This is a genomic window from Spirillospora sp. NPDC048911, from assembly GCF_043198015.1.
In the GTDB taxonomy this organism is placed as follows: domain Bacteria; phylum Actinomycetota; class Actinomycetes; order Streptosporangiales; family Streptosporangiaceae; genus Spirillospora.
In genome coordinates this window covers 1,479,577-1,505,709 of the sequence record NZ_JBICUD010000001.1, presented here as the reverse complement: position 1 = coordinate 1,505,709, position 26,133 = coordinate 1,479,577, and the positions used below count along the sequence as shown (strand labels likewise).

At 71.3% G+C, this 26,133-nt stretch carries 22 protein-coding genes and 1 pseudogene; 14 read left to right on the top strand and 9 right to left on the bottom strand.

Features of this window, described 5'->3' with window-relative positions:
• Positions 1–29: 29 nt before the first annotated feature.
• On the top strand, positions 30–866 hold the full coding sequence (locus ACGFNU_RS06935) for a helix-hairpin-helix domain-containing protein (RefSeq protein ID WP_392590874.1): 837 nt from the start codon (positions 30–32) through the stop codon (positions 864–866).
• Positions 867–888: 22 nt separating this feature from the next.
• Here ACGFNU_RS06935 and ACGFNU_RS06930 read toward each other — a convergent pair whose 3' ends face one another.
• The 4 genes and pseudogenes from ACGFNU_RS06930 to ACGFNU_RS06915 all read right to left on the bottom strand — a co-directional run bounded on the left by ACGFNU_RS06930 (position 889) and on the right by ACGFNU_RS06915 (position 3,927).
• Positions 889–1,845, bottom strand: coding sequence for an NADH-quinone oxidoreductase subunit H (locus ACGFNU_RS06930; RefSeq protein WP_392590873.1), 957 nt, complete (start codon positions 1,843–1,845; stop codon positions 889–891).
• Entirely contained in the window at positions 1,838–2,389 is a 552-nt protein-coding gene (locus ACGFNU_RS06925) for an NADH-quinone oxidoreductase subunit C (RefSeq protein ID WP_392590871.1), read from the bottom strand. The genes ACGFNU_RS06930 and ACGFNU_RS06925 overlap by 8 nt, the downstream gene beginning before the upstream one ends.
• Before the next feature lie 644 nt (positions 2,390–3,033).
• Positions 3,034–3,477 (bottom strand): annotated as a pseudogene (locus tag ACGFNU_RS06920) (NADH-quinone oxidoreductase subunit B); the annotation flags it as partial.
• Between the two features lie 78 nt (positions 3,478–3,555).
• Positions 3,556–3,927 carry an NADH-quinone oxidoreductase subunit A gene (locus ACGFNU_RS06915; RefSeq protein ID WP_392590869.1) on the bottom strand — a complete coding sequence of 124 codons (372 nt, stop codon included), beginning with the start codon at positions 3,925–3,927 and terminating at the stop codon, positions 3,556–3,558.
• Between the two features lie 358 nt (positions 3,928–4,285).
• On the opposite strand from ACGFNU_RS06915, the gene ACGFNU_RS06910 reads away from it, so the two are divergent.
• The 6 genes from ACGFNU_RS06910 to ACGFNU_RS06885 all read left to right on the top strand — a co-directional run bounded on the left by ACGFNU_RS06910 (position 4,286) and on the right by ACGFNU_RS06885 (position 11,750).
• Positions 4,286–5,428 carry a hypothetical protein gene (locus ACGFNU_RS06910; RefSeq protein WP_392590867.1) on the top strand — a complete coding sequence of 381 codons (1,143 nt, stop codon included), beginning with the start codon at positions 4,286–4,288 and terminating at the stop codon, positions 5,426–5,428.
• 155 nt (positions 5,429–5,583) lie between these two features.
• Positions 5,584–6,717 carry a hypothetical protein gene (locus ACGFNU_RS06905; RefSeq protein WP_392590865.1) on the top strand — a complete coding sequence of 378 codons (1,134 nt, stop codon included), beginning with the start codon at positions 5,584–5,586 and terminating at the stop codon, positions 6,715–6,717.
• Positions 6,718–6,719: 2 nt separating this feature from the next.
• A complete protein-coding gene (locus ACGFNU_RS06900) occupies positions 6,720–6,899 on the top strand; it encodes a putative leader peptide (protein WP_392590863.1) in 180 nt (59 codons plus the stop codon).
• 419 nt (positions 6,900–7,318) lie between these two features.
• Positions 7,319–9,160, top strand: a complete 1,842-nt coding sequence (locus tag ACGFNU_RS06895; protein ID WP_392590861.1) for a 2-oxoacid:acceptor oxidoreductase subunit alpha — start codon at positions 7,319–7,321, stop codon at positions 9,158–9,160.
• A gap of 85 nt (positions 9,161–9,245) precedes the next feature.
• Positions 9,246–10,295: a 2-oxoacid:ferredoxin oxidoreductase subunit beta gene (locus ACGFNU_RS06890; protein WP_392591036.1), complete on the top strand. Its 1,050-nt coding sequence runs from the start codon at positions 9,246–9,248 to the stop codon at positions 10,293–10,295.
• Positions 10,296–10,961: 666 nt separating this feature from the next.
• On the top strand, positions 10,962–11,750 hold the full coding sequence (locus ACGFNU_RS06885; protein WP_392590859.1) for a hypothetical protein: 789 nt from the start codon (positions 10,962–10,964) through the stop codon (positions 11,748–11,750).
• Between the two features lie 33 nt (positions 11,751–11,783).
• On the opposite strand, the gene ACGFNU_RS06880 is transcribed toward ACGFNU_RS06885, so the two are convergent.
• Entirely contained in the window at positions 11,784–13,340 is a 1,557-nt protein-coding gene (locus tag ACGFNU_RS06880) for an MFS transporter (protein ID WP_392590857.1), read from the bottom strand.
• A 115-nt stretch (positions 13,341–13,455) separates the two neighbouring features.
• Here ACGFNU_RS06880 and ACGFNU_RS06875 point away from each other — a divergent pair, with 115 nt between their 5' ends.
• Entirely contained in the window at positions 13,456–14,406 is a 951-nt protein-coding gene (locus ACGFNU_RS06875) for a LysR family transcriptional regulator (RefSeq protein ID WP_392590855.1), read from the top strand.
• Here ACGFNU_RS06875 and ACGFNU_RS06870 read toward each other — a convergent pair.
• Positions 14,403–15,242, bottom strand: a complete 840-nt coding sequence (locus ACGFNU_RS06870; RefSeq protein WP_392590853.1) for a YceI family protein — start codon at positions 15,240–15,242, stop codon at positions 14,403–14,405. The two genes, ACGFNU_RS06875 and ACGFNU_RS06870, sit on opposite strands and share 4 nt — an antisense overlap.
• Before the next feature lie 130 nt (positions 15,243–15,372).
• Positions 15,373–18,021 carry an MFS transporter gene (locus ACGFNU_RS06865; RefSeq protein WP_392590851.1) on the bottom strand — a complete coding sequence of 883 codons (2,649 nt, stop codon included), beginning with the start codon at positions 18,019–18,021 and terminating at the stop codon, positions 15,373–15,375.
• A gap of 87 nt (positions 18,022–18,108) precedes the next feature.
• On the opposite strand from ACGFNU_RS06865, the gene ACGFNU_RS06860 reads away from it, so the two are divergent.
• The 3 genes from ACGFNU_RS06860 to ACGFNU_RS06850 all read left to right on the top strand — a co-directional run bounded on the left by ACGFNU_RS06860 (position 18,109) and on the right by ACGFNU_RS06850 (position 22,387).
• Positions 18,109–18,786 (top strand): TetR family transcriptional regulator, encoded by a 678-nt coding sequence (locus tag ACGFNU_RS06860; RefSeq protein WP_392590849.1) that lies wholly within the window; start codon positions 18,109–18,111, stop codon positions 18,784–18,786.
• A 155-nt stretch (positions 18,787–18,941) separates the two neighbouring features.
• Entirely contained in the window at positions 18,942–21,500 is a 2,559-nt protein-coding gene (locus ACGFNU_RS06855; RefSeq protein ID WP_392591035.1) for an alpha/beta fold hydrolase, read from the top strand.
• On the top strand, positions 21,500–22,387 hold the full coding sequence (locus tag ACGFNU_RS06850) for an ABC transporter permease (protein WP_392590847.1): 888 nt from the start codon (positions 21,500–21,502) through the stop codon (positions 22,385–22,387). Before ACGFNU_RS06855 ends, ACGFNU_RS06850 begins: the two co-directional genes overlap by 1 nt.
• Positions 22,388–22,457: 70 nt before the next feature.
• On the opposite strand, the gene ACGFNU_RS06845 is transcribed toward ACGFNU_RS06850, so the two are convergent.
• Entirely contained in the window at positions 22,458–22,997 is a 540-nt protein-coding gene (locus ACGFNU_RS06845; protein ID WP_392590845.1) for an isochorismatase family protein, read from the bottom strand.
• Between the two features lie 504 nt (positions 22,998–23,501).
• Positions 23,502–23,846, bottom strand: a complete 345-nt coding sequence (locus ACGFNU_RS06840; protein WP_392591034.1) for a VOC family protein — start codon at positions 23,844–23,846, stop codon at positions 23,502–23,504.
• 62 nt (positions 23,847–23,908) lie between these two features.
• Here ACGFNU_RS06840 and ACGFNU_RS06835 point away from each other — a divergent pair, with 62 nt between their 5' ends.
• From ACGFNU_RS06835 to ACGFNU_RS06825, 3 genes are read left to right on the top strand one after another with little or no spacing between them, the layout of a single operon-like run.
• Positions 23,909–24,811, top strand: a complete 903-nt coding sequence (locus ACGFNU_RS06835) for a LysR family transcriptional regulator (RefSeq protein WP_392590843.1) — start codon at positions 23,909–23,911, stop codon at positions 24,809–24,811.
• A 44-nt stretch (positions 24,812–24,855) separates the two neighbouring features.
• Positions 24,856–25,551 (top strand): SDR family oxidoreductase, encoded by a 696-nt coding sequence (locus tag ACGFNU_RS06830; protein WP_392591033.1) that lies wholly within the window; start codon positions 24,856–24,858, stop codon positions 25,549–25,551.
• 46 nt (positions 25,552–25,597) lie between these two features.
• Positions 25,598–26,125: a GNAT family N-acetyltransferase gene (locus ACGFNU_RS06825; RefSeq protein WP_392590841.1), complete on the top strand. Its 528-nt coding sequence runs from the start codon at positions 25,598–25,600 to the stop codon at positions 26,123–26,125.
• Positions 26,126–26,133: the final 8 nt, after the last annotated feature.

Below are 26,133 nucleotides of genomic sequence, written 5' to 3'. Positions count from 1 at the left end.
GGGAACGCGCGGGGAACGCAAGGCGGGTCATGTTCGTCCAACTGAACGTGAGCCACGGCGTCGACGGCCCGTACGATCCCGGCGAGGACGACCCGCCGGTCCGGCGGCCGCGCCCGCACGGCGGACGCGGCTACCACCACCCCGGACGCCCTCCCGCCCCACCCGGATGGCGCCCGCCGTACCCGATGCCTCCCGTGCCGCCGATGGCGCCGATGGCGCCGGTCCCGCCGCCCGCGCCGACGACGCCGACCGGGATTTTGTGGGCTTTTGTTCCCTTCTTGACGTTCGGTTTCGGCACGCCGTTCTCGTTCCTGTACGCCGCCGTGCGACGCGGCTCGGCGAGCCTCGGGGCGACCGCGGCCGGCTACGGCGTCGGGCTGGGCATGGTGCTGTTGCTGACGAACGCGGGCGACGCGGTGCTGGGCGCCATCGGCGCCTTCATGTTGATGATGTTGTGGATCGCGGGCACGGTGCACGCGTTCGCCGTCCGGCCGTCGGTGTTCCCGCGGTCGGGCCCGCGCAGCCGCCAGAACGAGTACGCGATCCACGTCGCCAAGTACCGCCGCATGCTCCGCGAGGACGCCCGCCTGATCGTCAGCGAGGACCCGGCGCTGGCACACGAGCTGCACATCGGCCGTCCCGACCTGCCGCGCGCCTACGACGACGGCGGGCTCATCGACGTCAACCACGCCCCGGCCGCCGTCCTCTCGACGCTGCCCGGCATCACCACCGAGCAGGTCGAGCGCATCCTGCGCCGCCGCGACGGCCAGGGAAGTTTCATCTCAGCAGAGGAGCTCGCGGTGGACGCCGACCTCCCGCCCGATCTGCTCCCGCACCTGACCGAGTACGCGATCTTCCTGCCCTGATCTGAGCCGAGCTGCGGCTCGCTCAGGCGAAGGCGACCTTGAGCACGCCGGTGAGGGCGAGCTGGGCCAGCGACAGCGGCACGAGGTAGGCCCAGGCGAGCTTCTGGAGCTGGTCCTCGCGCATCCGCGGGTAGCTGACGCGCAGCCAGATCACCAGGAACGCGAGCACGAAGACCTTGAGGAGCGTCCACAACCAGCCGAGCTCGGTGTCGAGGAACGGACCCTTCCAGCCGCCCAGGAACAGCACGGTCGTCAGCGCGCAGAGCACGATGATGCCCGCGTACTCCGCGAGCAGGAACAGCGCGAAGCGCAGCCCGCCGTACTCGGTGTACGGGCCGAAGATGATCTCGGAGTCGGCGACGGGCATGTCGAACGGCGGCCGCCGCAGCTCGGCGAGCCCGGCCACGAAGAAGACGACCGCGCCGATCGCCTGCCAGGGCAGCCAGTACCAGCGCCACTCCTCGGCGATGCCGGAGAGCGACAGCGTGCCCGCCGCCATCGCGACGGACGAGGCCGCGAAGACCATCGGCAGCTCGTACGACATGAGCTGCGCGGCGACCCGCATGCCGCCGAGCAGGGAGTACTTGTTGGCACTGGCCCAGCCCGCCATGATCGCGCCGATCACGCCGACGCCCATGATCGCGAGCGCGAAGAAGAGCCCGACGCCGAGATCGAGCACCACCTGGCCGTCCGGCCCGACCGGCACGACGATGAGGACCAGCAGGTACGGGACGAGCGCCACGCCCGGGGCCAGCTTGAACACCCAGCGGTCGGCCGCCGCCGGGATCACGTCCTCCTTCTGGGCGAACTTCACCCCGTCCGCGACGAGCTGCGCCCAGCCGTGGAAGCCGCCGGCGTACATCGGGCCGAGCCGGCCCTGCATGTGCGCCATGACCTTGTGCTCGGCCTGCCCGACCAGCAGCGGCAGCAGCGCGAACGCGGCCGCGACCAGCGCGAGCTTGACGACGATCTCAAGCATTCGGCCCCCAGTCGTCGGGCACCCCGGGCGGCCGGACCCGGCGGCGGCTCGGCGCGCCGTGACCCGACTCGCCGGGCTCCTTGGCGCCCGGCCACGGCTTGGCGACGCGGGCGGCGAGCACGAACTCCTTGCGCAGCGGATGCCCCTCGAACCCGTCGGGCAGCAGCAGCGGCAGCGGGTTGGGATGGCCCTCGAAGACCACGCCGAACATCTCCTGCGTCTCGCGCTCGTGCCAGTTGGCACCCCGGTAGACGCCCGTGGCCGTCGGCAGCACCGGCGTCTCGCGCGGGATCCGCGTGCGGACGAGCAGATGGTGGCGTCGCTCCAGCGAGTACACGTGGGCGACGATCGCGAAACCCTCGGTCAGCTCGTCGACCCCGGTCAGCCAGTCGAAGAACCCGCAGGACAGCTCGTCCCGGGCGAACGTGAGGGCCTCGACCCACACCTCCGGCGGCACGCCCACGGCCAGCCCGCCGAACGTCTCCTCGGTCGACACCTCGTCGCCGAACCGGTCGGTCCAGGCGGCGGCCAGCTCGGCGCTCACCGCTCCGACCGCCCGATCTCGTCATCGTCCTCATGGTCGGCCAGCCCCGGAATGATCGACGGATCATGCTCCCGAGCCCGCCGCGCCCGCGAGCTCGCCCCGGGCGTCTCGTCCTCGACCGGCGTGATGACAACCGTCTCGTCGTCCGGCCCCGGCACGTCAGGCTCATCCACCACCGGGACGGGGCGCGTCTCAGCATCCGGCGCGGCGGCGTCCGGCTCTTTCACCTTGGGTACTGGGCGCGTCTTGGCGTCCGGGGCTGCGGCGTCCGGCTCCTTCACCACGGGCACGGGGCGGGTTTCAGCATCCGGCGCGGCGGCGGGCTCGACGGCCTCCACGGGGCGCGTCTCGTCGTCCGGCCCGGGCGCGTCAGGCTCGGTCACCACGGGCACGGGGCGCGTTTCGGCGTCTGGCTCGGCGGTCGGCACGGGGCGGGTCTCGTCGTCCGCGCCGGGGGTCTCGGGCTCGGCCGCCATCGGGACGGGGTGGGTCTCGTCGTTGGGGCCTGGCTCGTCTTCGTGGAAGGCGTTGGACGGGGTGGGAGGCGGGGGTTTGAGGGGGCGGCGAAGGACGGTGGCCGAAAGCGGTCGCGGCGGGGGCGGCGGGGTGACCGGGTCGGCGGAGCCGTTGTAGCGGTCGCCCAGCGACTCGGCGGCGATCTTCTCCTGGAGGCGGATGATGCCGTGCAGGAGGGCCTCGGGGCGGGGCGGGCAGCCCGGCACGTAGACGTCCACCGGGATGATCTGGTCGACGCCCTTGGTGACGCAGTAGGAGTCCCAGTACGGGCCGCCGCAGTTGGAGCAGGCGCCGAACGAGATCACGTACTTCGGCTCGGGCATCTGCTCGTACAGCCGTTTGACCGCGGGCGCCATCTTGTCGCTGACCGTGCCGGAGACGACCATCAGATCGGCCTGGCGCGGGCCGGGGGCGAACGGGATGACGCCCAGCCGGATGAAGTCGTGGCGGCTCATCGACGTGGCGATGAACTCGATCGCGCAGCAGGCCAGCCCGAAGTTGAAGACCCACAGCGAATAGCGGCGGCCCCAGTTGAGCACGAACTTGACCGGCTTGGGCGCGAGCCGCGACAGCGGCCCGACGCTTGGCGGGGGCAGATCTACAGTGCTCACAACTGCATTCTTACAGCCCGTGCCGATCTCGCCAGCGCCTCAGACCCACGAGAGCACACCCTTCTTGCCCGCGTAGGCCAGCCCGGCGGCGAGGAAGCCCAGGAAGACGAACATCTCGCCCAGCGTCGTCATGCCGTAGCCGGGCGCCGAGAAGACCGTCGCCCAAGGAAAGAGGAACACCGCGTCGACGGCGAAGACCACGTACAGGTAGGCGAACACGTAGTAGCGGACGTAGGACTGCGCCCAGTTGTCGCCCACGGGATCGACGCCGCACTCGTAGGTGGTCAGCTTCTCGGCGGTGGGACGGCTCGGCCGCAGCAGCCGGTTGGCGGCCAGGCCACCGCCGACGATGCCGCCGCCGACCAGCAGCAACACCACCAGGACGACGTACGAGTCGAAATAGTCGGCCACGGTGTCCTTCCAACCTCGCGGAGCGCGTCCCGTCAAGTATCTCCCAAGGAAAGATCGGCCACACTCGGGCCCGTGGCGGTAAATGACCACACACAAAGCCCGACGGGTGCTGCACACTAGAGGTGATTTGGGGTCACTTGACCTGGAAGGACGTGACCGGATGAGCAACCCTCCACCGCCCCCGGGCTGGGAACCCCCGGGCGGTTCCTCCTGGCCGCCTCCGCCGCCCCCCGGATCGGGTGGGCCGCCCGATCCCGGCGGCCCCGGCGGGCCGGGCGGGCCAGGTGCTCCCGGAGCGCCGGGCGGATTCGGCGCGCCACCCCCGCCGGGCCCAGGGATGCCGCCCCCACCGGGGCAGATGCCGCCTCCCGGTGCCTATGGCGGCCCCGGGACGCCGCCTCCGTTCTTTCCGCCGCCGGGCGGGCAGCAGCCGCCGCGCGGGTCGAGCCGGGGCCTGCTCATCGCGCTGCTCGGCGGCGGCGGGCTGATCGTCATCGTCGTGATCGCGCTCGTGCTGGCGTTCACGGTGTTCAAAGAGGACAAGATGACGCCCTCGGAGCGGCTGGCCGCGACGGCGACCACGGTGTCGACCGCGCGGGCGCTGGCGTACAAGGGCACCTTCTCCGGCGGCGGCGACACGCTGCAGGGTGAGCTGAAGGTCACCAAGGGCGGGCGCGCCGCCGGTCAGGTCTCCTGGGACGGCGACAACGTGACGGTGCTGAGCGCCGACGACAAGCTCTTCGTCAAGGCGCCCAAGTCGTACTGGTCCACCAAGGTCACCTCGTCCTCGGCGATGCTCAAGGACGGCGACCAGTGGGGCAAGGTCAGCTCCAGCGACCTGAGCCTGGACGTGGAGAAGGACCTCACCCCGGCCGCCCTGTCCCGGGTGCTGCGGACGACCTCGGCCCTCAAGTCCTCGCTGAAGGAGACCAAGACCACGGTCCAGGGCCGCAAGGCGCTGCGGATCGGCACGGTGTCGTCGACGTTCTACGTCACCGACTCCGAGACCCCCGAGCTGCTGCGCTACGAGAGCTCGTTCCCGCGCGTCCAGGTCGACGTCACCGCCTACTCCGCCGCGACGGCCGCCACGACGATCGGCGACATGCGCGCCATGATGGGCCAGCTCAAGGACTCGTTCGACAGCGAGGCGCGGGTGAGCCTGGTCGACACCAAGAAGGGGCTCTGCACGACCAACAGCTCCAGCTGCCGGGTGCGCGGCCAGGTCCGGCCGCCGTCGCTCACGTCGGGCTCCACCAAGATCGAGATCAAGTTCAAGCTGACGGCCGGTTCCACCACGGGCCGCAACCTGGGCGACTGCACGACCTCGCTCAACGCGTCCTCGTCCAGCCCGACCTGGGTCGAGTGCCGGGTCAGCAGCAGCGCTTGGTCGAGCTGGTCGCGCAGCGGCGAGACCCGCTACTACACGCAGGCCGAGTACCGGGTGCAGGGAGCCAGCGAGTCCGAGATCCAGGCCCTCCAGAGCGGCCTCGACCGCGAATGACCTGACGCCCCCAGGCGTTTCGATCGCCGGGCGATGCCCAGTCCTGCTGCGCAGGCGGGCATCGTCCGGCAATCTATGTCTGGCGTTGGTGTGGCTGTCAGGAGTTGTCGTGAGCGGAGTTTCCCTGCGTGAGTGTTGAAAACGAGGGGCCGGCTGTGACGGACCCTCATCCCCCCGTCCCACCCACGCCGGGCAAACGGCTTTTCGGGCTGCCGGCGCCTCGGGTGGTGATCGCGGGCGGGCTCGTGGTGCTCCTCGTCGTCGCCGCCGCCGTCGCGTACGTGGTCTCGTCCGGTGACGGCGGCTCGGCCGGAGAGACTCGCGGCAAGGGCAATGTCGCCGTGGGGTGGTCGCAGCAAGCCGCGCGGCAGCTGCGGGCGGCACCCGGCCTGCAGTACGACGGCACGCTGTCGGCGGATGGACGGCCCGTCCAGGTGCGGCTCAGGGTGACCCGAGCCGGATCGGCGTCCGGGTCGCTGACCGTGGCGGGCCTGCGAGCCGACCTCGTCTCGGTGGGCGGCCGGACGTTCATCAAGGCGAACGCGGCGTTCTGGCGCACGTACGGCGGCGAGAGCTCGCACCCGGAGAACTTCGCCGGCCGCTGGAGCAAGGCGCCGGCCACGCTGTTCCGGCTGGACGTGGCGGACGTGCTCGGCGCGGGCTCGATCGCCGATCTGCTGGCCAAGACCACCGCCCGGCCCGCCGAGGAGACCATCGGCGGCACGGCGGCCTACCGGCTCCGCACGCAGCGGGCCGACTACTTCGTGACCGCGGCGGCCCCCCACCGGCTGCTCCGCGTTCACCCGGCGGGCCCCGGCGACCCGCGGCTGTCCGCGTCCGGCTTGGCCGCGACCGGCCCGCTGATCGCCGAACTGCGCCCGCGGGTGGCGGCTCTGGGGGGCGCGGCCGATCCCGCGCTGCGCTTCCGGCCGGGCAAGCTGACCTTCGTCAACTGCGAGGACAATCTCAGCGGTTGCACGGTGCGGGTGCCCGCGTCCCTGACCTCGCCCGAGGGCGCCGTCCCGGCCGGAGCCCGCGCCGCGCTCCGCACGACGATCACCGCCGGGACGCGCCGCCTCGGCTCCTGCACCGCGTCGGGACCGGTTCCGGACAATCGCGAGGTGGTGCTGCGCTGCACGGCCGGCGGCCGCGCCTGGAGGGCGTGGTTGCGCCAGGTCCGCGACACGCCCGGCGCGCACCCGTACGGGGCGACCGCGCGGGTCGTCGGCGAGGCCGTGGCCAGCGCGGATGTCGGTGATCTTCTCAAGAAGATCGATCGGGAGCGCTGACGGTGAGCCGCGGTTCCCAACCCGGGGGCCGGTGGATCCGAACGGAATTCGTGCTGTCTATAGTGCGGGGCGTGAATTCCGTGCCCCCGGGAAGCCTCGGCTCCTCGCCGAGCCCTCCCCGGCTCGTCCGGCGACTGCATGTCGACCTGTGCCGCTTGGCCAGCTGTCTGTGTTCACCCTGAGCGGTTCACCCTGAGCGGCCCGAGAGCCCACGACTCGGGTTTCCGATGAACCCGTGGGCCGCCTAGGTCGTACCTCTGGTTAGGACCTGCCCGAATCCGGCGAGGACGCATGAACGTCTGGCCAAGGTGATACCTCTTGTGTTACGGGGTCAGACCTCCCTGGAAGAGGGATGTCACATGACGGGCGGAACATCGGCCACGGCTGATCCTTTGAACCGCGGTCGAACGGCGACCAAGCCGAAAGCAAGCCTGCCTTTGGCGTCACGGCGCATGATGGCCGTCGCGCCAGTCCCCGCAGCCTCCGGCCCCCCGGAACAAGCAGTACATACCGGACATACCATGAAGGTAAGCCTAAGTAGCATCACGATCCTGGGAGCCTCCCCCGGTTCTGGTGCTGCGCGTCGAGGAGGTCTTCCTCTGTGACCAAACAGGTCCAGCAACTCGACCGCGTCATCATCCGCTTCGCCGGTGACTCCGGTGACGGCATGCAGCTGACCGGTGATCGCTTCACTCAGGAGACGGCGGCGTTCGGCAACGACCTGTCGACCCTCCCGAACTTCCCCGCCGAGATCCGCGCCCCGGCAGGGACCCTCCCCGGCGTGTCCAGCTTCCAGTTGCACTTCGCCGACCATGACATCCTGACCCCCGGCGACGCGCCCAACGTCCTGGTCGCCATGAACCCCGCCGCGCTCAAGGCCAACATCGGGGACCTCCCCCGGGGCGCCGACCTGATCGTCAACACCGACGAGTTCACCAAGCGCGCGCTGGCGAAGGTCGGCTACGCCGGCAATCCCGTCGAGGACGGGTCGCTGAGCGAGTACCACGTCCACGCGCTGCCGCTGACGTCGATGACGGTGACCGCCCTCGCCGACTTCGACCTGTCCAAGAAGGACGCGGAGCGCGCCAAGAACATGTTCGCCCTCGGGCTGCTGTCGTGGCTGTACCACCGGCCCACCGAGGGGACGATCTCCTTCCTGGAGAAGAAGTTCGGCAAGAAGCCCGAGATCATGAAGGCCAACATCGCGGCCTTCCAGGCGGGCTGGAGCTTCGGCGAGACCACCGAGGCCTTCTCGGTCTCCTACGAGATCAAGCCGGCCGAGCAGAAGCCGGGCCTCTACCGCAACATCACCGGCAACGTCGCGCTCTCCTACGGGCTGGTCGCGGCGGGGGTGCAGAGCGGGCTGCCGATCTACCTCGGCTCCTACCCGATCACCCCGGCCTCGGACATCCTGCACGAGCTGTCCAAGCACAAGCGGTTCGGCGTGCGGACGTTCCAGGCGGAGGACGAGATCGCCGCGGTCGGCGCCGCGCTGGGCGCCTCGTTCGGCGGTTCGCTCGGCATCACGACCACGTCCGGGCCCGGCCTGGCGCTCAAGAGCGAGACGATCGGCCTCGCCGTCGCCACCGAGCTGCCGCTGCTGGTGATCGACGTCCAGCGGGCCGGTCCGTCCACCGGCCTGCCGACCAAGACCGAGCAGGCCGACCTGCTGCAGGCCATGCACGGCCGCAACGGCGAGGCGCCGGTGCCGGTGATCGCGCCGCGGTCCCCCTCGGACTGCTTCGACGCGGCGCTGGAGGCGGCCCGGATCGCGGTCGAGTACCGCACCCCGGTCATCCTGCTGTCGGACGGTTATCTGGCGAACGGCTCCGAGCCGTGGCAGCTGCCGGACGTGGACGCCCTCCCGAAGATCGAGCCCGGCTTCGCCGAGCCCGGTCAGGAGGACTTCCAGCCGTTCAAGCGCGACCCGGAGACCCTGGCCCGGCCTTGGGCCATCCCGGGCACGCCAGGGCTGGAGCACCGGATCGGCGGTCTGGAGAAGGCCGACGGCTCCGGCAACATCTCCTATGACCCGTCCAACCACGACCGTATGGTCCGGCTCCGCCAGGCCAAGGTCGACGGCATCGCCGCCGGCATCGCGCCGCTCGCGGTCGACGACCCGTCGGGCGAGGCCAAGGTGCTCGTGCTCGGCTGGGGCGGCACCTACGGCGCCATCTCCGCGGCGGTACGGCGCATCCGCAAGGCCGGCGGCCAGATCGCGCAAGCCCACCTGCGCCACCTCAACCCGTTCCCGGCCAACATCGCCGAAGTGCTCCGCTCGTACGACAAGGTGGTCGTCCCGGAGATCAACCTGGGCCAGCTGGCGTTGCTGCTGCGCGGCCGCTACCTCGTCGATGTGATCAGCTACAACCAGGTCCGTGGCCTGCCCTTCAAGGCCGAGGAACTCGCGGGCGTCATCCAGGATGTGATCGACAGTGAGTGACACCACCGTGAACGGCGTCAACGGCAACGGTCATGGCAACGGCAATGGCAATGGCAACGGCAACGGTGTTGCCAATGGCCATGGCATCCGCGCCGGCAGGGACGCGCTCTCGCTCGTGCCCAAGACCGACGAGAAGCAGACCCTGAAGGATTTCAAGACCGACCAGGAGGTGCGCTGGTGCCCCGGCTGCGGTGACTACGCGATCCTGGCGGCGGTCCAGTCCTTCCTGCCCGAGCTCGGCCTGCGCCGGGAGAACATCACGTTCGTCTCCGGCATCGGCTGCTCGTCGCGGTTCCCGTACTACATGAACACGTACGGGTTCCACTCGATCCACGGCCGCGCGCCGGCGATCGCGACCGGCCTGGCCACCTCCCGTCCCGATTTGTCGGTCTGGGTGGTGACGGGGGACGGGGACGCGCTCTCGATCGGCGGCAACCACCTGATCCACGCGCTGCGCCGCAACGTCAACCTCAAGATCCTCCTTTTCAATAACCGGATCTACGGGTTGACCAAGGGCCAGTACTCGCCCACGTCCGAGGTCGGCAAGATCACCAAGTCGACGCCGATGGGCTCGCTCGACGCCCCGTTCAACCCGATCTCGCTGGCGATCGGCGCGGAGGGCACCTTCGTCGCCCGCACGATCGACTCCGACCGCAAGCACCTGCAGTCGGTGCTGCGGGAGGCCGCCCAGCACGAGGGCACCGCGCTCGTCGAGATCTACCAGAACTGCAACATCTTCAACGACAACGCGTTCGAGCCGCTGAAGGACGCCGAGGTCCGCGACGACATCACGATCCGGCTGGAGCACGGGCAGCCGATCACGTTCGGCGCCGAGGGGCAGAAGGGCCTGCGCCGCACGGCCGGCGGTTCGTTCGAGGTGGTGAACGTGGCGGACGTGCCCGCGTCCGAGATCGTGGTGCACGACGCGCACAACCCGGACCCGTCGCAGGCGTTCGCGCTGTCGCGGCTCGACTCCCCGGCGTTCGAGCACACCCCGATCGGCATCTTCCGCAACGTCGACCGGCCGTCGTACGACGAGGAGATGCGCGCCCAGATGAACGACGCCGTCGAGCAGCAGGGCAAGGGCGACCTCGCCGCTCTGCTCGGCAGCGGCGACACCTGGCGGATCGACTAGCCGCCACGGCGCCGGTTTCGGGCGGCACCGGTTTCGGGCGGCACCAGTTTCGGGCGGCGCCCGTCCCGCATGGCGGCATGCGCACAAATTGATAAAAGCGGCCCTGGGCATGAGGTGGACAACCGCATGATCACGCGAGTTCTCGCGCGATCATGCGGTTGTTCGTGTTCAAGGCTGGTGGCCCGGGCGGGACGCGACTAAGTTGCCGTTCGTCGGCGCCTACCGCGTGCTGGAAGACTGCTCGGACGATCAATGATCATGCAGACGGGGAGATGAACGATGCGGGTCGTTCCGCGCCGTACCAGGGACCGCCGGCGCCCGGAGGCAGCGGAGCCGACTCCCCCGGTGGCTCCCGAGCCCCGGGAGGCTTCGGAGCAGGCGCTTGAGCCGTCCGAGAAGACCCCCGCGCCATCCGAGAAAGCCTCTGCGCCGCCCAAGGAGACCTCGGCCCCGCCTCAGATGGCCGCTCGGCCGTCTGAGAAGGCGTCTCCGGCCTCTGAGGAGGCGTCCGAGGCTCCCGGGAAGAAGATCTCCCAAGCGTCGGAGAACGTCCCTCAAGCGGCGGCGAAGACGCCCGAGAAAGCGTCTGAGAAGGCGACTTCCGAGCAGGCGACCGTGCCTGCCCCCGCCAGCGTTCCTGGCCCCGTGGCGCCTCGTCCGGGAAAGTTGCCCAAGCAGACCCGGGCCACCAGGCGGGCCGCGAAGAAGGCGGCCAAGAAAGAGACCCTCCAGAGCAAAGGCAAGGAGCCCACCCCGCCCCCGGTGCCCCCATCGGCCACGGCGACCACGGCGGTCGTCGCAGGCGGCGGTGCGGACGCCAAGGCGACGGACGACCCGGACCAGAAGCGCCGCGCCCGCTCCTTGGAACGCCAGCGCCGCGCCGCGCAGATCAAGCGGGATCGGCACGGAGCGAGCGGCCAGGGCGCCCCGCAGGCGTCGGCGGGCCGCGAGCACCGGTCCGCCCTGCTCGTCATGATCCTCACCTTGGGGCTGCTGATCGCGGCGGTGGCGGTCACCGGCGGGCTGATCGCCTCGTCCATGCGCACCCGGCCGGTCACGCTGGCGGCGCCGCTGCACATCTACCCGGTCGCGGCGACGGTCCCGGGCCAGTGCCAGGCCGGTACTCAGGGGATCAGCTGGCCCACCGCCACCGGCCCGACCTGCTACGTGCTGACCCAGGGCATCGCCATCCGCCGGGTCGCCGACCTCCGCCTCCAGCGAAGCAAGGCGCAGGGAGCGTACGACGTGGCGCTGACGCTGCGGACCGCCGACCGCAAGGCGTTCGCCGACCTGACCCGCGCGATGGTCGGCCGCGACCTGGCGTTCGTCGTCCGCGAGCGCCTGGTCACGGTGCCCCGGGTCGAGATGCCGATCTCGGACGGCAAGGTCGTCATCACCGGCACGAACTCCAAGGCCGACGCCGAGAAGCTCCTGCGCGAGCTCAAGGGGAAGTGACCGACCGGCCGGCTGAGGGAGGTGACCGGCCGGCTAAGGGGAAGTGACCGGCTCGGCGACGAGATGCTGGCGGTCCGGTAGGGGCTTGGCGGAACGGCGGTCGCGCATCAGCAGGGCCACCGCCGGGACGGCTAGAGCGCACACCGCGGCGATGATCCAGGCCACCAGGTGCAGCGCGCCCGTGTAGGCGGCGGCAGCGTCGTGCACGAACGCCACACGCGCGGGCCCGGCCGGAACGTTCGCGGCGGCTCCGGCCATGTTGCCCTGGTTGAGCAGATCGGCGGCATCGCCCGGACGCGCCGCCACCGCCGCCGAAGCCGTCCCGGCGAGCCGGCTCGTCGTGAAGCTGACCAGCAGCGTGCCGACGACCGCGATCGACACGGTCTCCCAGCCGATCCGCATCGTGTTGAACATCCCCGCCGCCATGCCGGCCCGTTCGGGTTCGACGCTGCTGACGGCCAGGCCGTCCAGCAGGCCGAACGAGAGGCCCACGCCGGTGCCGATGAGGACGAGCGGCCCCGCCACCCCGAGCGGGCCACCGCCAGGGTGGACGGAGGTGAGCCAGGCCGCGCCCGCCCCGCCCAGCGCGATCGAGGCCACGAGCTGGTGTCGCGGCGCCACCCACCGCGTGAGGTAACCGGCGATCACTGGGAAGAACAGCGTCGGCACGCCCAGGAAGAGCAGCCAGATTCCGGCCGTCCGCGCGCTGATCCCGTCCACCGCGATGAAGTACGAGGGGAGGCCGACCGCCAGCGGAGTGAAGACCGTGACCATGGCAGCGGTCGTGACGCAGAGGCCGAGGAACTTGGGCCGCGCCAGCAGTGACAGATCCATCATCGGGTCGGCCTGCCTGCGTTCCACCACGACGAACGCCGCCATCGACCCCACCGAACCCGCGAAGGCGCCGAGCGTCACCGGCCGTCCCCAGCCCGCCTGCGGCCCTTCGGTGAGGGCCAGGATGAACAGGGCGAGCGAGCCGGTGAACGTGATCGTGCCCAGGCGGTCCACGCGCCGGGCGGCCCGGTTGCGGGACTCGGGCAGCAGCGGGGTCAGCGCGAGGGCGGTCCCACTGATCGCCACGCACAGCCCGAACACCGCTCGCCAGCCGTAGGCGCTGGTCAGAGCACCCGCCATGGTCGGCGCCAGGGTGAGCCCGAGGCCGATGACCGTACCGAAGACGCCGAACGCGCGGGCCCGTGCGGGCCCCTCGGCGAAGGTTTCCGCGAGCATCGCGCTGCCGCCGGTGACCAGGGCCGCCGCGCCTGCCCCGGCCAGGACGCGCGCCGCGTTCAGCAGCACGATGTCGCCCGCCAGGAGGCACGCGAGCGAGGCCGCCACGTACAGCCCGACGCCGATCGAGAACAGGCGCCGGCGGCCGAAGAGGTCGGCGAGCGAGCCGAAGGCCAGCATGGTGCTCGCGAACGTGAGGCTGTAGCCGTTGATGATCCACTGCGTTCCGGCCAGGCCGGTGTGCAGGTCCGCGGCGAGGTCCGGCAGCGCGACCGAGACCCCGACCATGCCGAACGGCGCGGCCAGCACGGCCGCGCAGACCGTGCCCAGCACGAGCGCCGGGCGGGCTCGCTGTTCCATGACGTTCACTCCTTGCTCCAGAGGGATGGAACCAGGAAATCCGCAGGTCAGAGGGCACGTCCAACAGCTCTTCGCGGGTTTTGACAACCGCCGGTTGTCGGGCAAGGTGGAGGACGTGGATCTCGATCTCGCGCAGGTCCGGGCGTTCGTCGTGACCGCCGAGCATCTGCACTTCGGGCAGGCGGCGGCCGAGCTCTTCCTGACCCAGCAGGCCCTCTCCAAGCGTGTCGCGCGGCTGGAAGAGCTGCTCGGCGTGCGGCTCTTCGACCGCACCGGGCACGCGGTCCGGCTGACGGCGGCCGGGCGGCGGTTCCTGGAGCCCGCGCGGCGGGCCCTGTCGGCCGCGGAGACGGCGGTGGCGGCGGCCCGCCACGACGACCGGCCGCTGCGCGTCGACACGTGGGGCCAGCTGTTCACGCCGATGCGGACGATTCGCCAGGTCGTCGGCCGCCGTCCCGATCTCCCCATCGAGCTGAGCATGCGGCGCGGGCTGCCGGCCACGGTCGCGGCGCTCCAGCGGGAGGAGATCGACCTCGGCTTCGGGCGCGTCCACGTGCTGGCGGACGAGCCGTTCCCGGACGTGCTGGCGCACCGGCTCGTGCGGCTGGAGCCGATGGCCGCCGTCCTCAGCGACGAACATCCGCTGGCGAGCGCGCCGCGGCTGAGGCCGGCGGACCTGAGGGAGACCAGGCTGTGGTTCCCGGCCGCGATCGGCAAGCTGGACTTCCTGCGGCAGGTGTGCGATCGCTTCGGGCTCGACGGCACGTTCGGCGGGGTGAATCTGGGCCTGGAGCATCTCGTCGATCATCTGCGCGATGACCCGGGCCAGGTGTCGATGCTGCCGGTGAACATGCCGCTGCCGGAGGGTGCGGGCGTCCGGGCCGTTCCGCTGGTGGACCCGGTGCCCCTCTATTCGTGGTCGCTCGTCTGGCGGGCCGGCGACCAGCATCCGGTGCTGGGTCCCTTGCTTGCGGAGTTCGCCGACGTCGCGCGCGAGGAGGGCTGGCTCGACTACGACCCGGCCCGGCACTGGCTCCCGCCCACCGAACTGGACGAAGGGCCTTAGACCTCGGGCAGGTGCTCGCCCTGGACCGCCTGGATCTCCAGCTCGACCCGGAGCGTCTCGCCGACGGCGGCGATCCCCGCCTCCAGCACCTGGTTGAACTTGATCCCGAAGTCGGCCCGGCGGAGCTCGGTCGTGGCCCGGAAGGCCGCTCTGACGCCGCCCCAGGCGTCCGGGCCGGTGCCCAGGTAGCTCAGCTCGAGGTCGACCGGCCGGGTGATCCCGTTCAGCGTCAGCGAGCCGTGCACCGTCCAGCGGTCCGGGCCCACCGCCGACAGGCCGGTCCCCGCGTACTCGATCAGCGGGTGGCGGACGGTGTCGAGGAAGTCCGCCGACCGCAGGTGATCGTCACGCAGCTTGTTGCCGGTGTCGATCGAGGCGGCCTCGATCCGGGCGGTCACCCGGGAGTCCTCGACGCGTTCGGCCACCTCGATCCGGCCCTCGAACGAGCCGAACCGGCCACGGACGCTGGACAGGCCGAGGTGCTGGGCCACGGCGCCCACGGCGGAGTGCACCGGGTCGATCGTCCAGGGGCCGGGCGGGGGCAGCTCGGTGCCGCCGGCCCGCCCCAGGACGAGGGCGCCGAGATCGGCCGTGCCCGACGGTGGAACGATCAGTGTCCGGGCGGCGGGCGCGTAGCCGACGGCCGTCACGATCACGGTGTACGTCCCGCCCGGCAGCGGCGGCGCGGCCAGCGCGCCATCGGCGTCCGCCTCGATCCGCGCGACCTGGCCGCCCATCATGTCGGTGACGGTGACGATCGCGTGCCGTACCGCCCAGCCGTCCTTGGTCCGCACCGACCCGCGCAGCCCGCGGGCCGCCGCTCCCGTCTCGTTCATCGAAGCCTCGTTCGTCACAGCGCCGCCATTCCTAAATCCGTCGACCGTCCGACCGTCCGCCCGCGTCACACCGGGACCCGCGTCACGCCGGAGCCCGCCTCACACCGCACCTGCGAGGCGGGTCCGGGCCTCATCCCTCCGGGTGGCCCAGCCGGATGTCGTGGCCCTCCTGGTCGCTGCCCGGCAGCGCCAGCGAGGACGCGACCGGCGGGTAGCCGGAGGCGATCACGGTGTACTGGCCGCCGGTCAGATCGGCGAACGCGTACTCGCCGTCGGGGCCGGTGATCACCATCGCGACGACGTCGCCGGCGCCGTCGACGAGCGTGACCCGGGCGTCCCCGAGCGGCCGGCCGGCCGGGTCGCGCACGGTCCCGCGCACGCTGGCACCGGGCAGCAGATCCACATCATGGCGGGTCTGCCCCTGCCTGGCGACCTGGACGGGCGCGGCGGCGGGGCGGTGCCCGGCGGCGCTGACCGCGAGCGTGTAGGTCCCGGCGACCACGTCCTTGAACGTGAAGCCGCCGTCGGGCTCGGTGCGCGCCGTGCCGACGACCTCGCCGCGCACGTCGGTGACCACGACCATGGCGCCGTCGACCGGGGCCCCGTTGCCACCGCGCACCGTGCCGACCAGGCCGCCGTTGCCGGCGAGCCGCAGGTCGTAGTCCAGCGGCCGGTCGCCCGCGACGAGGGTGACGGCCTGCGGTTCGTGGTCGCCCGCGGCCGCGATGAGCACGTACGTGCCGGGGCCGGGCGTCGGCATCGAGTACGAGCCGTCGGCGGCCGAACCGGCGCGGCCGAGCTGGCGCCCGGTCACGTCGATCAGGGTCAGCGCGGCCGCGGCGACGGGCGAGCCGTCGACGCCGCGGACCACCCCGCGGATCGCGCCGCCCGCCGGCTCGCCGGGAGCGGGGTCCGGCGAGCCGGTGGCGGCGGGGCTGTGTGCGGCACCGTTCGGCACGAGCCCGTTCGGCACGAGCCCGTTCGGCGCAAGCCCGTTCGAGGCGAGGCCGTCGGGCGCGAGGCCGTTCGGCGCGAGGCCGTTGGACGGGACGGTCGCGGCGACCAGTTGCCGCTCGATCAGGGGCTCGGGCACCTCGTAGCCGCGCGCGTGGCGGCCGACGGCGTTCGAGCCACCGGCGGCCGCGGCCCCGGCGACCGCGACGGCCTCGGGGACGTCGCCGCCGTCCGTGCCGTCCGCCCCGCCCGTCTGCACCGGCTTGGCGGCGGATCCGCGCAGCGGCAGCTCCTTCAGCAGCACGACGGCGAGGAATCCGAGGATCGCGATCGGGATGCCGACCATGAAGACCGACTCCAGCGCCTTGGTGAACGAGTCGAGCACGAGTCCCTTGAACGGCTCGGGCAGGTTGTGCACCTGGTCCGGCGAGCCGAGGCTCGTGCCGCTCGCGGGCGGGCGGACGTGCGCGGACGTCAGTGCGTCCTTGAGTTCGGCGGTGAGCCGGTTGCTGAGGATGGCGCCGAACGCGGCCACGCCCATGGCGCCGCCCAGGTTGCGGAAGAACGAGACGCCCGCGGTCGTCGCGGCCAGGTCGGCGGGCGCGGAGGCGTTCTGCGCGGCGAGGATCAGGATCTGCAGCGTCAGGCCGAGCCCGACGCCGAGCACCGCGACGTCCGCCCCGATGATCAGGTTGCTGGAGTCGGTGTGCAGCCGCGACAGCAGGAACATGGAGCCGCCCACGAACAGCAGCCCGATCACCGGGAAGATCTTCCAGCGGCCGGTCCGGGTGACGATCTGGCCCGAGCCGGTCGAGGTCACGAACATGCCGATGACCAGGGGCAGCGTCATCAGGCCTGAGGCCGTCGGGCTCATGCCCTTGACGATCTGCAGGTACTGCGGCAGGTAGATCATGCCGCCGAACATCGCGATGCCGATGCACAACGAGGCGATGCTGGCCAGCACGAACGTCCTGTTGCGGAACAGCCGCGGCGGCAGGATCGGCTCACTGGCGAAGCGTTCGGCGAAGATCGAGGCCACCAGCAGCACGGCGCTGATCGCGCCGAGCGCGTACGTCCAGGTCGAGTTCCAGTCGAACTCCTTGCCGCCCAGCGAGAGCAGCAGCATCAGCGCGGTGGCGCTGCCGGTGATGGTGAACGCGCCGAAGATGTCGATCCGGGTGTCCCGCTTGACCTTGGGCAGCTTGAGGACCTTCTGGATCACCAGGAACGCGATGACCGCGAGCGGGATGCAGACGTAGAAGCACCAGCGCCAGCCGAGGCCGTCGGCGTCCACGATGAACCCGCCGAGCAGCGGCCCGGCCACGGTGGCGACGCCGAACACGGCGCCCATGTAGCCCGCGTAGCGGCCGCGCTCGCGCGGCGGCACGATGTCGCCGAGGATGACCTGAGCTAGTGCGGAGAGGCCGCCGACGCCGAGGCCCTGGAACGCGCGGGCCGTGATGAGCTCGGCCATGTTCTGCGACATCCCGGCGCCGATCGACGCGAGCACGAAGATCAGCAGCGCGCTCTGGAACATCAGCTTGCGGCCGAAGATGTCCGACAGCTTGCCCCAGAGCGGCGTCGAGGCCGTCATCGTGAGCAGCGACGCGCTGGCCACCCACGAGAGCTGGTCCTGACCTCCGAGATCGCCCACGATCGTCGGCAGCGCCGTGCCGACCACCGAGGTGGAGATCATCGCGGTCAGCATCGCCATCATCAGCCCGGCGAGGATCTCCAGGATCTGACGATGTGTGTAGACCGGCCGCGCCTGGTCGTGGGTCGCCGTCCCCCCCGGACTCCGGCCCACCACGCCTGCTTGCGACACCCTGCCCCCTCGAAGCTTTAATTACCTGTGTTTTGCACATATCTTATGTAGTCACTTGTTTACTTGCAAGCGGGGGATACTGTGACGGTGCTGACGCAGGCGGATCAGGAACGACCGGATCAGGGACGGGCGGACCAGGGACGGCCGGATCAAGAGCAGCCGGTCCCAGGCCCGGCCAAGCGGCCCAAGCGGGACCGGGAGGCGACCCGGCGGCGGCTGCTGGAGGCCGCCCGGGACCTCTTCAGCGAACACGGCTACGACCACGTCTCGGTACGGATGATCGCGGCCGCCGCCGGCGCCAACGTCGCCCTGGTCAACCGCTACTTCGGCTCCAAGGCGGCGCTCTTCGGCGAGGTCCTCGCGGGCGAGTCCACGCTGGTGCAGGTCGTGCAGGGCGACCCCGCGGATCTCCCGCGCCGCCTCGCCGAACACGCCGTCCGCCAGGTGCACCGCGGCCCCGCCAGTCCCGTGCCGCGCATGCTCGACCGCTCGATCGGCAACCCGGAGATCCTCCCGATCCTCCAGCAGCACATGGAGAACATGCTGGTCACGCCCCTGGCCGACCAGCTCACCGGCCCCGGCGCCCGCGCCCGTGCCACGCTGGCCGCGACCGTCATCATGGGCGGCGGCCCGGTCCGCCGCCTGCTCGGGCTGGACGACCTGCGCGCCGCCGACCCGGACGACCTCACCGACCGTCTCACCGCCATGTTCGAGATCGCCCTGAGGCCCGCCACGACCGGAGACCCTCTACGACCTGAGGCGTAAAGCGAGGCGCCGCCGTACGGCAGCGGGCGCAGGCGCCCTCCACTTCGCGGCGGAGGAATGCCCCGTACCGGCCGCATAGGGTTGCTGACCATGAGTCTGTGCCACCAACGGCGAGCAAGCCGCACGCGAGGCGAGGGCCGGAGGCCGTGAAAGCGATGAAAACCGCTCAACGACTTCGGCAGCGGTGGGGCAAGACTGGGCGGTTCGGCCGGTCGGTCACGGCTGCCGGCGCCGCGGTCGTTCTGGCGGGCGGTGGCGGGCTCGTCTGGGGGCTCGGCGGCGGGGACGCGCCCGTCCGGACGCTGGAGCAGCGCGTCCAGGTCGTGGACGGCCCGAAGGACGATCAGCGGGTGACTTTGGACACCACGTTCTACCGTCCGGTCGGCCGTTCCAAGGGCCCGGCGGTCATGCTCGGGCACGGGTTCGGCGGCTCGAAGGACGACGTCCGGGCGGAGGCCGAGGGCCTGGCGCGCGACGGTTACGCCGTGCTGGCCTGGTCGGCCCGGGGGTTCGGCAAGTCGACCGGCGAGATCGCGCTCAACTCGCCCGACTACGAGGTCAAGGACGTCCGGCAGCTGATCGACTGGCTGGCGAAGCGGCCCGACGTCCAGCTCGACGGGCCGGGCGACCCGCGGGTGGGCATCGCGGGCGAGTCGTACGGCGGCGCCATCGCGTTGCTGACCGCCGGGTACGACAAGCGGGTCGACGCGATCGCGCCGCAGATCACCTGGAACAACCTGGCGGAGGCTCTGTTCCCCAACGCCACCGGTGACGGCCCCGACAACGGCGTCTTCAAGAAGTTGTGGGCCGGGATCTTCTTCTCCAGCGGCATGGGCGAGGGGCCGGCTGCACAGGCGAACGCGTGCGGGCGGTTCATGCCGGCGGTCTGCGACATGTACCAGGAGATCGCCGAGACCGGGCGGCCCACCGCCGAGGCGGTCGAGATGCTGCGGCGGTCGAGCCCGGCCGCCGTCGCCGGCCAGATCAAGGTCCCCAGCCTCATCGTCCAAGGGCAGGCCGACTCGCTCTTCCCGCTCGACCAGGGCGACGCCAACGCCAAGGCCATCGCCCGCACCGGCGCCCCGGTCTCGGTCGTCTGGTTCCAGGGCGGGCATGACGGCGGAGACCCCGAGACGGGACGCGTGCGGGGCCTCGTCCGCGACTGGTTCGACCGGTACCTCGACCGCGAGACGCCGTCGAGGAGCACGACCGACAAGGGCTTCACGGTCACGCGGGCGGGCGGCATCGACTCGTCGACGCAGTCCGTGGTGATCGAGGCCGCCGGGACGCGCACGTACCCCGGCCTGGCCTCCGATCCCCGCACCGTCGCCCTCACCGGGCGCGAGCAGACGATCCACAACCCGGCGGGCGGCTCGCCCGCCTCGATCTCGGCGCTGCCCGGGCTGGGCGCTCTGGGCAGTCTCGGTGATCTCGGCGGCGCCGGGCTCGCGGGCCAGCTGCCGGTGGACATGCCCGGGCAGTCCGCCGCGTTCGACACGGCCCCGCTCACCGCCCCGGTGCGGCTCACCGGCGCCGCGAGCGTCCGGATCAAGGTGACGGGCAAGGGCGACGTCCCGCTGTTCGCCAAGCTGTACGACGTCGCGCCGGGCAGGTCGGCCGGCGCGGCTCCGGCGCGGCGGATCGCCGCTCCGCTGCGCGTGGCGAAGGCCGACGGGGGCCGCGAGGTCACGGTGTCGCTGCCCGCCATGGACTACAGGTTCGACCGCGGGCACAAGCTGCGGCTCGTGGTGGCCACGACCGACATGGGTTTCGCGACCCCGCCGCGGCCCGCTTCGTACAAGGTCGCGGTGGTGTCCGGGCTGACCGTGCCGACCGTCCCGTCCCTGCGCACGGCCGCCGCGCCGCTGCCCGCCTGGATCTGGATCCTCCCCGCCGTCGCGCTCGCGGTGGCCGCCGGGATCCTCGTCACCGGGCGCGGCCGGCGCCGGACCGCCACCGAGCCCTTCGACGCGGCGCGGGCCGGCGTACCGCTGGAGATCACCGGCTTGACGAAGGCGTACAAGAGCGGGCACCTCGCCGTCGACGACCTGAGCTTCAGCGTCGAGAAGGGGCAGGTCCTCGGGCTCCTCGGGCCGAACGGGGCGGGCAAGACCACGACGCTGCGCATGCTCATGGGGCTCATCCACCCGGACGCCGGCGAGATCCGGATCTTCGGGCGCCGGGTGGCGCCGGGCGCGCCGGTGCTGTCCCGGCTGGGCTCGTTCGTCGAGGGCCCCGGCTTCCTGCCGCACCTGTCCGGCCGCGACAACCTCGACCTCTACTGGCGGGCCACCGGACGCCCGGCGGACGAGGCGCATCTCGACGAGGCGTTGCGGATCGCCGACCTCGGGACCGCGCTCGACCGCGCCGTCCGCACGTACTCCCAGGGCATGCGGCAGCGCCTCGCGATCGCGCAGGCCATGCTGGGCCTGCCCGACCTGCTGGTGCTGGACGAGCCCACCAACGGCCTCGACCCGCCCCAGATCCGGGAGATGCGCGACGTCCTGATCCGGTACGCGGCGGAGGGGCGGACGGTCATCGTCTCCAGCCACCTGCTGTCGGAGGTCGAGATGACGTGCACGCACGCCGTGGTCATGTCGCGCGGCCGGCGTGTCGCCGCCGGCCCGGTGGCCGAGATCGTCGGCTCCGGCCGGCGGCTGGAGGACGCGTTCCTGGAGATCATCGGCACCGGCAACGGAAAAGGGGAGGCGTGATGAGCACGACGACGCCGCTCAACGGCCGCCAGGCGGCCGACACCGCCCCGGAGGCCGGGCCCGGCTACGACGTGCGGCGAACGCTGCCGCTGCGCGTGGAGGTCGTACGGCAGTTCCGGCGGCGGCGCACGCTCGTGGCGTTCGGCATCCTGCTCGTCCTGCCCTGGATCCTGGTCGCCGCGTTCAAGCTCGGCGGCGACCCCGAGCCGGACGGTATCCCCAGCCTGGTGGACGTGGCGACCTCCAGCGCCCTCAACTTCGCGCTGTTCGCACTCTTCGTCTCGGTAGGGTTCCTGCTGGTGGTCGCGGTGGCGCTGTTCTGCGGCGACACCGTGGCGAGCGAGGCGGGCTGGTCATCGCTGCGCTACCTGCTGGCCGCGCCCGTCCCACGGGCGCGGCTGCTGAGGCAGAAGCTGATCGTGGCGCTGGGGTACGCGGCCGTCGCGGTCGTGAGCCTGCCGCTGATGTCGCTGGTGGCGGGGACGGTCGCGTTCGGCTGGGGATCGGTGGAGCTGCCCACGGGCGGCTCGGTCCCGGTCTCGACGGCCCTCGGCCGGATGGGGATCATCGTCGGGTACGCGCTGATCAGCCAGCTCGTGGTCGCCGCGCTGGCGTTTCTGCTGTCGGTCACCACCGACTCGCCCCTGGGCGCGGTCGGCGGCGCGGTCGGGCTGGTGATCGTGAGCAACATCCTGGACGCGGTCACCGCGCTGGACGACTGGCGCGACTTCCTGCCCACCCACTGGATGTACTCCTGGATGGACGCCTTGCAGCCCCAGATCCAGTGGACGGGCATGGTGAAGGGCACCGCGATCTCGGTCACCTACGCGCTCATCCTGTTCGCCCTGGCGTTCCGCCGCTTCCGGACACGCGACATCGTCTCCTGATCCGCAGGCGCGGACGCGGACGCGGCGCGGGCGCGGGCTTGGAAGGCGAACGCGGGGATTTGAGGGTCGTTCAGGCGGTCTTCGGGCGGAGGGCTGGCAGGAGGGCGTCCGTCGTGCAGACCGTGCCGAGCAGCGGGAAGATCTTCTCGACCGCGAAGTCGTGCATCCCGGCGCTGAACGACGCCATCGCGTCCCGCGGGAACAGCAGGTCGTAGCCGTGGTCGCTCGCCGTCCGGGCGGTGGACTCGACGCCGGCGTTGGTCATCAGCCCGCAGACGACGACGGCGCCGATGCCCTGGCCCCGCAGCTTGTCGTGCAGCCCGGTCTCGTGGAACGCGTCCCACGCGCGCTTGGTGATCAGCAGATCGCCCGGCCGGGGCTCCATCTCGCTGACCAGCTCGCTGCCCGGCGGCTGCTCGGGGACGCCGGGACGTTCGGCCTGGACGATCACCACGAGGCCGCCGTTCTCGCGGAAGGCCTCGGCCAGCCGCATCGCCTGCCGGACGACGTTCGCGCCGGTGGACGGGCCGGTCTCCATGCCCACGATGCGAACCTGGAGATCTATGACGAGAAGCGCCGTACGAGGGGCGTCGATGGTCAAGTCAGTCATATAGCGGCATTCTAGAGAGAGCGTGCCGAAGGCCCCGACTGTACGGGAGACAGCGGGTACGACACCGGCCGAATCAGCGGTGGCCGGGACCGGCCGCGTCATCTCCACCCCTATCGGACGGCACCGAACGTACTGCCCCGCATACGGATCGCGATACCGGCTTCCGTAAATTCGGTCGAACGGGTCGAGGTTGTCGCATAAGCTCAGCGAACCTCACAGGCGGGGACGCCGTCTTACTGAGTGAGCACGACATCGGCTCGATCGGCGGATTAACTCCGGCCGCAACGGGGGAGATGATCACCATGGCACGGCAGCAGCTCATCAAGCGCCCACGACCGCCACGTCAACCGAGCCCGCTCGACCTCCGGACTCCAACCGGTCGTCTTCTGCCCTACTGAGCGCCTCTTGACGTACTGACGCCATAACGACAGCCTCCTCCGCCTCCCGCGGAGTCACACAGGACGCAGGGCCCCCTCGACGGCGAGGGGGCCCTGCGGCGTTCCGTCACCGGTGGCCCACCACGTTGACGATGTTCCCGTCGGGGTCCCGGACGAAGAACCTGCGGACACCCCAGGGTTCGTCCCGCAGCTCGTAAACGATCTCCGACCCGGCCGCGCGCATCGCCGCGTACGCGCCGTCCACGTCGTCCACCTCGATGCTCATGGCGGGCTGCGGCTCCGGCTCGTCGTGCCGGAAGAGGATGATCTGGGCGGTGGGGTTGTCGGGCGAGGCCAGCGTCGAGACCCAGCCCAGGTTCATGACCTCCTCGAGCCCCAGCCGCGCGTAGAACGCGCGCGCGGCGTCGAGGTCGGCGGACCGCAGATCGGGCACCACCCGGCGGATCTTCATCTCAACAGCCTCCATGATCGCCTACTGCCCCCCTGCCATCCCGGCTTTCGTACCATGACCGGGTGGAACTCCGGCAGATGCGGTACTTCGTGGCGGTGGCCGAGGAGCTTCATTTCGGACGCGCGGCCGGCCGGCTGCACATCTCCACGCCTACCCTCAGCCAGCAGATCAAGGCCGTCGAACGCGAGATCGGCGCACCGCTGCTGATCAGGCACAGCCGGGGCGTGCGGCTGACGCCCGCGGGCGAGGTCCTCCTCCGTACCGCCCGCGAAACCCTCCGGTCAGCCGACCACGCGCTCCGGGAGACCCGGCGGGCGGCGGGCATGACCGCCCCGATCCTGCGGTTCGGACTGCTGAACGGGGTGCCGCCCTGGCTGCCGGAACGGATCGAGGGTCTCCTGACCGAGCTGGTGCCGGGCAGCGGGATGACGATGCACGGCGGCACGACCACCGACCAGCTGCGGATGCTGGAGAACGGCGAGGTCGATCTCGCTCTCATCCGGATCCCGTCGACGTCCCCGCCGGGCGTACGGCAGGTGGAGGTCGCCGAGGAGGAGCTGGGCGCGCTGGTGTCCGGAAACAGCCCCCTTGCGACACGGCAGATGCTGGTCTGCGACGATCTGGCGGGCCGGGAGCTCATTCTGTTCGCACGCGAGTTCGCCCCGGAGGTGCACGACGGCCTGGTGGCGGCGGTCATGACGATGGCCCCCGAGATCACGCTCAGCGCAAGCGCCATGGCCCACGCCCAGCTGCGATCCGTCCTTCCGCTGCGCCCGGAGGCGTTCAGCCTCAGCTCGCCGCGCGCCGCCGCGCCACCGGACCTCGTATGGCGGCCGTTCCAGCGCCGCATCCTGACCATGGCCTATGCGGCCGCCTGGCGGTCCGACACACGCAACCCCGCGGTTCAGGCCCTGATACCGACCCTGACCAGGGGCATTAGCCAGCACCTAACAGACGTTCGCTAACGCGACGTGGACGAACGATCCCCTTCGCTGATGTCGTGATCTCCATGCACATCGTCATCGTCGGCGGCAGTTCCGGAATGGGACTCGCCCTGGCCGAAACCATGCTCGCCCAGGGTGCCGAGGTCACCGTCGCCGCCCGCTCCCCCGAACGGCTGGCGGACCTCGAACAACGCCTCGCCGTCCGCACCGTCCCCACCGACATCACGCGCGAAGAGGACGTCAAACGCCTCTTCCACACCACAGGCCCAGTGGACCACGTGGTGACGACCGCGGTGGACGTCACCGGCGCCTATAACCCAGTCAAGGCCCTAGACCTCACCGCCGCAGCACAAGTGATCGACGCCAAGCTCATGGGCGCGCTCCTCCTTGCCAAGCACGCGGTGATACGCCCCGGCGGCTCGCTGACCTTCACCTCGGGCGTCGCCGCCGAACGGCCCATGCCCGGCGGTTCGGTGATCGCCGCCGTCAACGGCGCGCTCGCCTCGTTCGCCCGCGCCCTGGCCCTCGAACTAGCTCCAATCCGGGTGAACGTGATCTCGCCGGGCTGGGTCGAGACTCCGATGTGGGACGCCATCGCCGGCGACGCCGCCCCAGAACGTCTGGCCGCCGTGGCCGAACGCCTCCCCGCCGGCCGCGTCGGCCGCCCCGAGGACATAGCCGACGCCATCACAGCCCTGCTCCGCAACACCTACATCACCGGCACGGTCCTGGAGGTGGACGGCGGCCACCGCCTGATCTGAGCCACCCGACCCAACCACCCACCCCAGGATCCGCACACTGGAGATCATGAGCACGCTCGAAACGGAACGCCTGATCCTGCGCCCCCTCACCGGTTCCGACTTCGACGACTACGCCGCGATGATGGCCGACCCCGACGTGGCCGGCGGCCTCGCCGAGCCCTCCGGCACCTCCCCCGACGACGCCTGGCGCAGCCTCGCCACGTTCATCGGGCATCGCGAGATCCGCGGCTTCTCGCACTGGGCGGTCGTCGAGAGATCCACAGGCGAGTTCGCCGGACGCGCCGGCCCCTGGCAGCCGCACGGCTTCCCGGGGCTCGGCGTCGGCTGGTGCCTGGCCCGCGACCACTGGGGCAAGGGCTACGCCACCGAGGCCGCCCGCGCCGCCCTCGCGTTCTGCTTCAACGACCTGAACGCGGACGAAGTGATCTCAGTGATCGTCCCCGGCAATGAACGTTCGATAGCGGTGGCAAAACGCATAGGCCACCACCACCTACGGGACGCCAAGTACCACGGCCAGCCCGTCCACATCTACGGCCAAAGCCAGCACGGCAGCCTCCGCCATATGGAGGAGTGATGCGTTTC

Excerpts from the sequence above, each read along its gene's own strand:
- ACGFNU_RS06880 (WP_392590857.1), bottom strand. The coding sequence starts at position 13,340 with ATGGAACAGCGAGCCCGCCCGGCGCTCGTGCTGGGCACGGTCTGCGCG.
- ACGFNU_RS06825 (WP_392590841.1), top strand. The coding sequence starts at position 25,598 with ATGAGCACGCTCGAAACGGAACGCCTGATCCTGCGCCCCCTCACCGGT.
- ACGFNU_RS06845 (WP_392590845.1), bottom strand. The coding sequence starts at position 22,997 with ATGACTGACTTGACCATCGACGCCCCTCGTACGGCGCTTCTCGTCATA.
- ACGFNU_RS06855 (WP_392591035.1), top strand. The coding sequence starts at position 18,942 with ATGAAAACCGCTCAACGACTTCGGCAGCGGTGGGGCAAGACTGGGCGG.
- ACGFNU_RS06830 (WP_392591033.1), top strand. The coding sequence starts at position 24,856 with ATGCACATCGTCATCGTCGGCGGCAGTTCCGGAATGGGACTCGCCCTG.
- ACGFNU_RS06870 (WP_392590853.1), bottom strand. The coding sequence starts at position 15,242 with ATGAACGAGACGGGAGCGGCGGCCCGCGGGCTGCGCGGGTCGGTGCGG.
- ACGFNU_RS06840 (WP_392591034.1), bottom strand. The coding sequence starts at position 23,846 with ATGAAGATCCGCCGGGTGGTGCCCGATCTGCGGTCCGCCGACCTCGAC.
- ACGFNU_RS06935 (WP_392590874.1), top strand. The coding sequence starts at position 30 with ATGTTCGTCCAACTGAACGTGAGCCACGGCGTCGACGGCCCGTACGAT.
- ACGFNU_RS06930 (WP_392590873.1), bottom strand. The coding sequence starts at position 1,845 with ATGCTTGAGATCGTCGTCAAGCTCGCGCTGGTCGCGGCCGCGTTCGCG.
- ACGFNU_RS06850 (WP_392590847.1), top strand. The coding sequence starts at position 21,500 with ATGAGCACGACGACGCCGCTCAACGGCCGCCAGGCGGCCGACACCGCC.
- ACGFNU_RS06910 (WP_392590867.1), top strand. The coding sequence starts at position 4,286 with ATGCCGCCTCCCGGTGCCTATGGCGGCCCCGGGACGCCGCCTCCGTTC.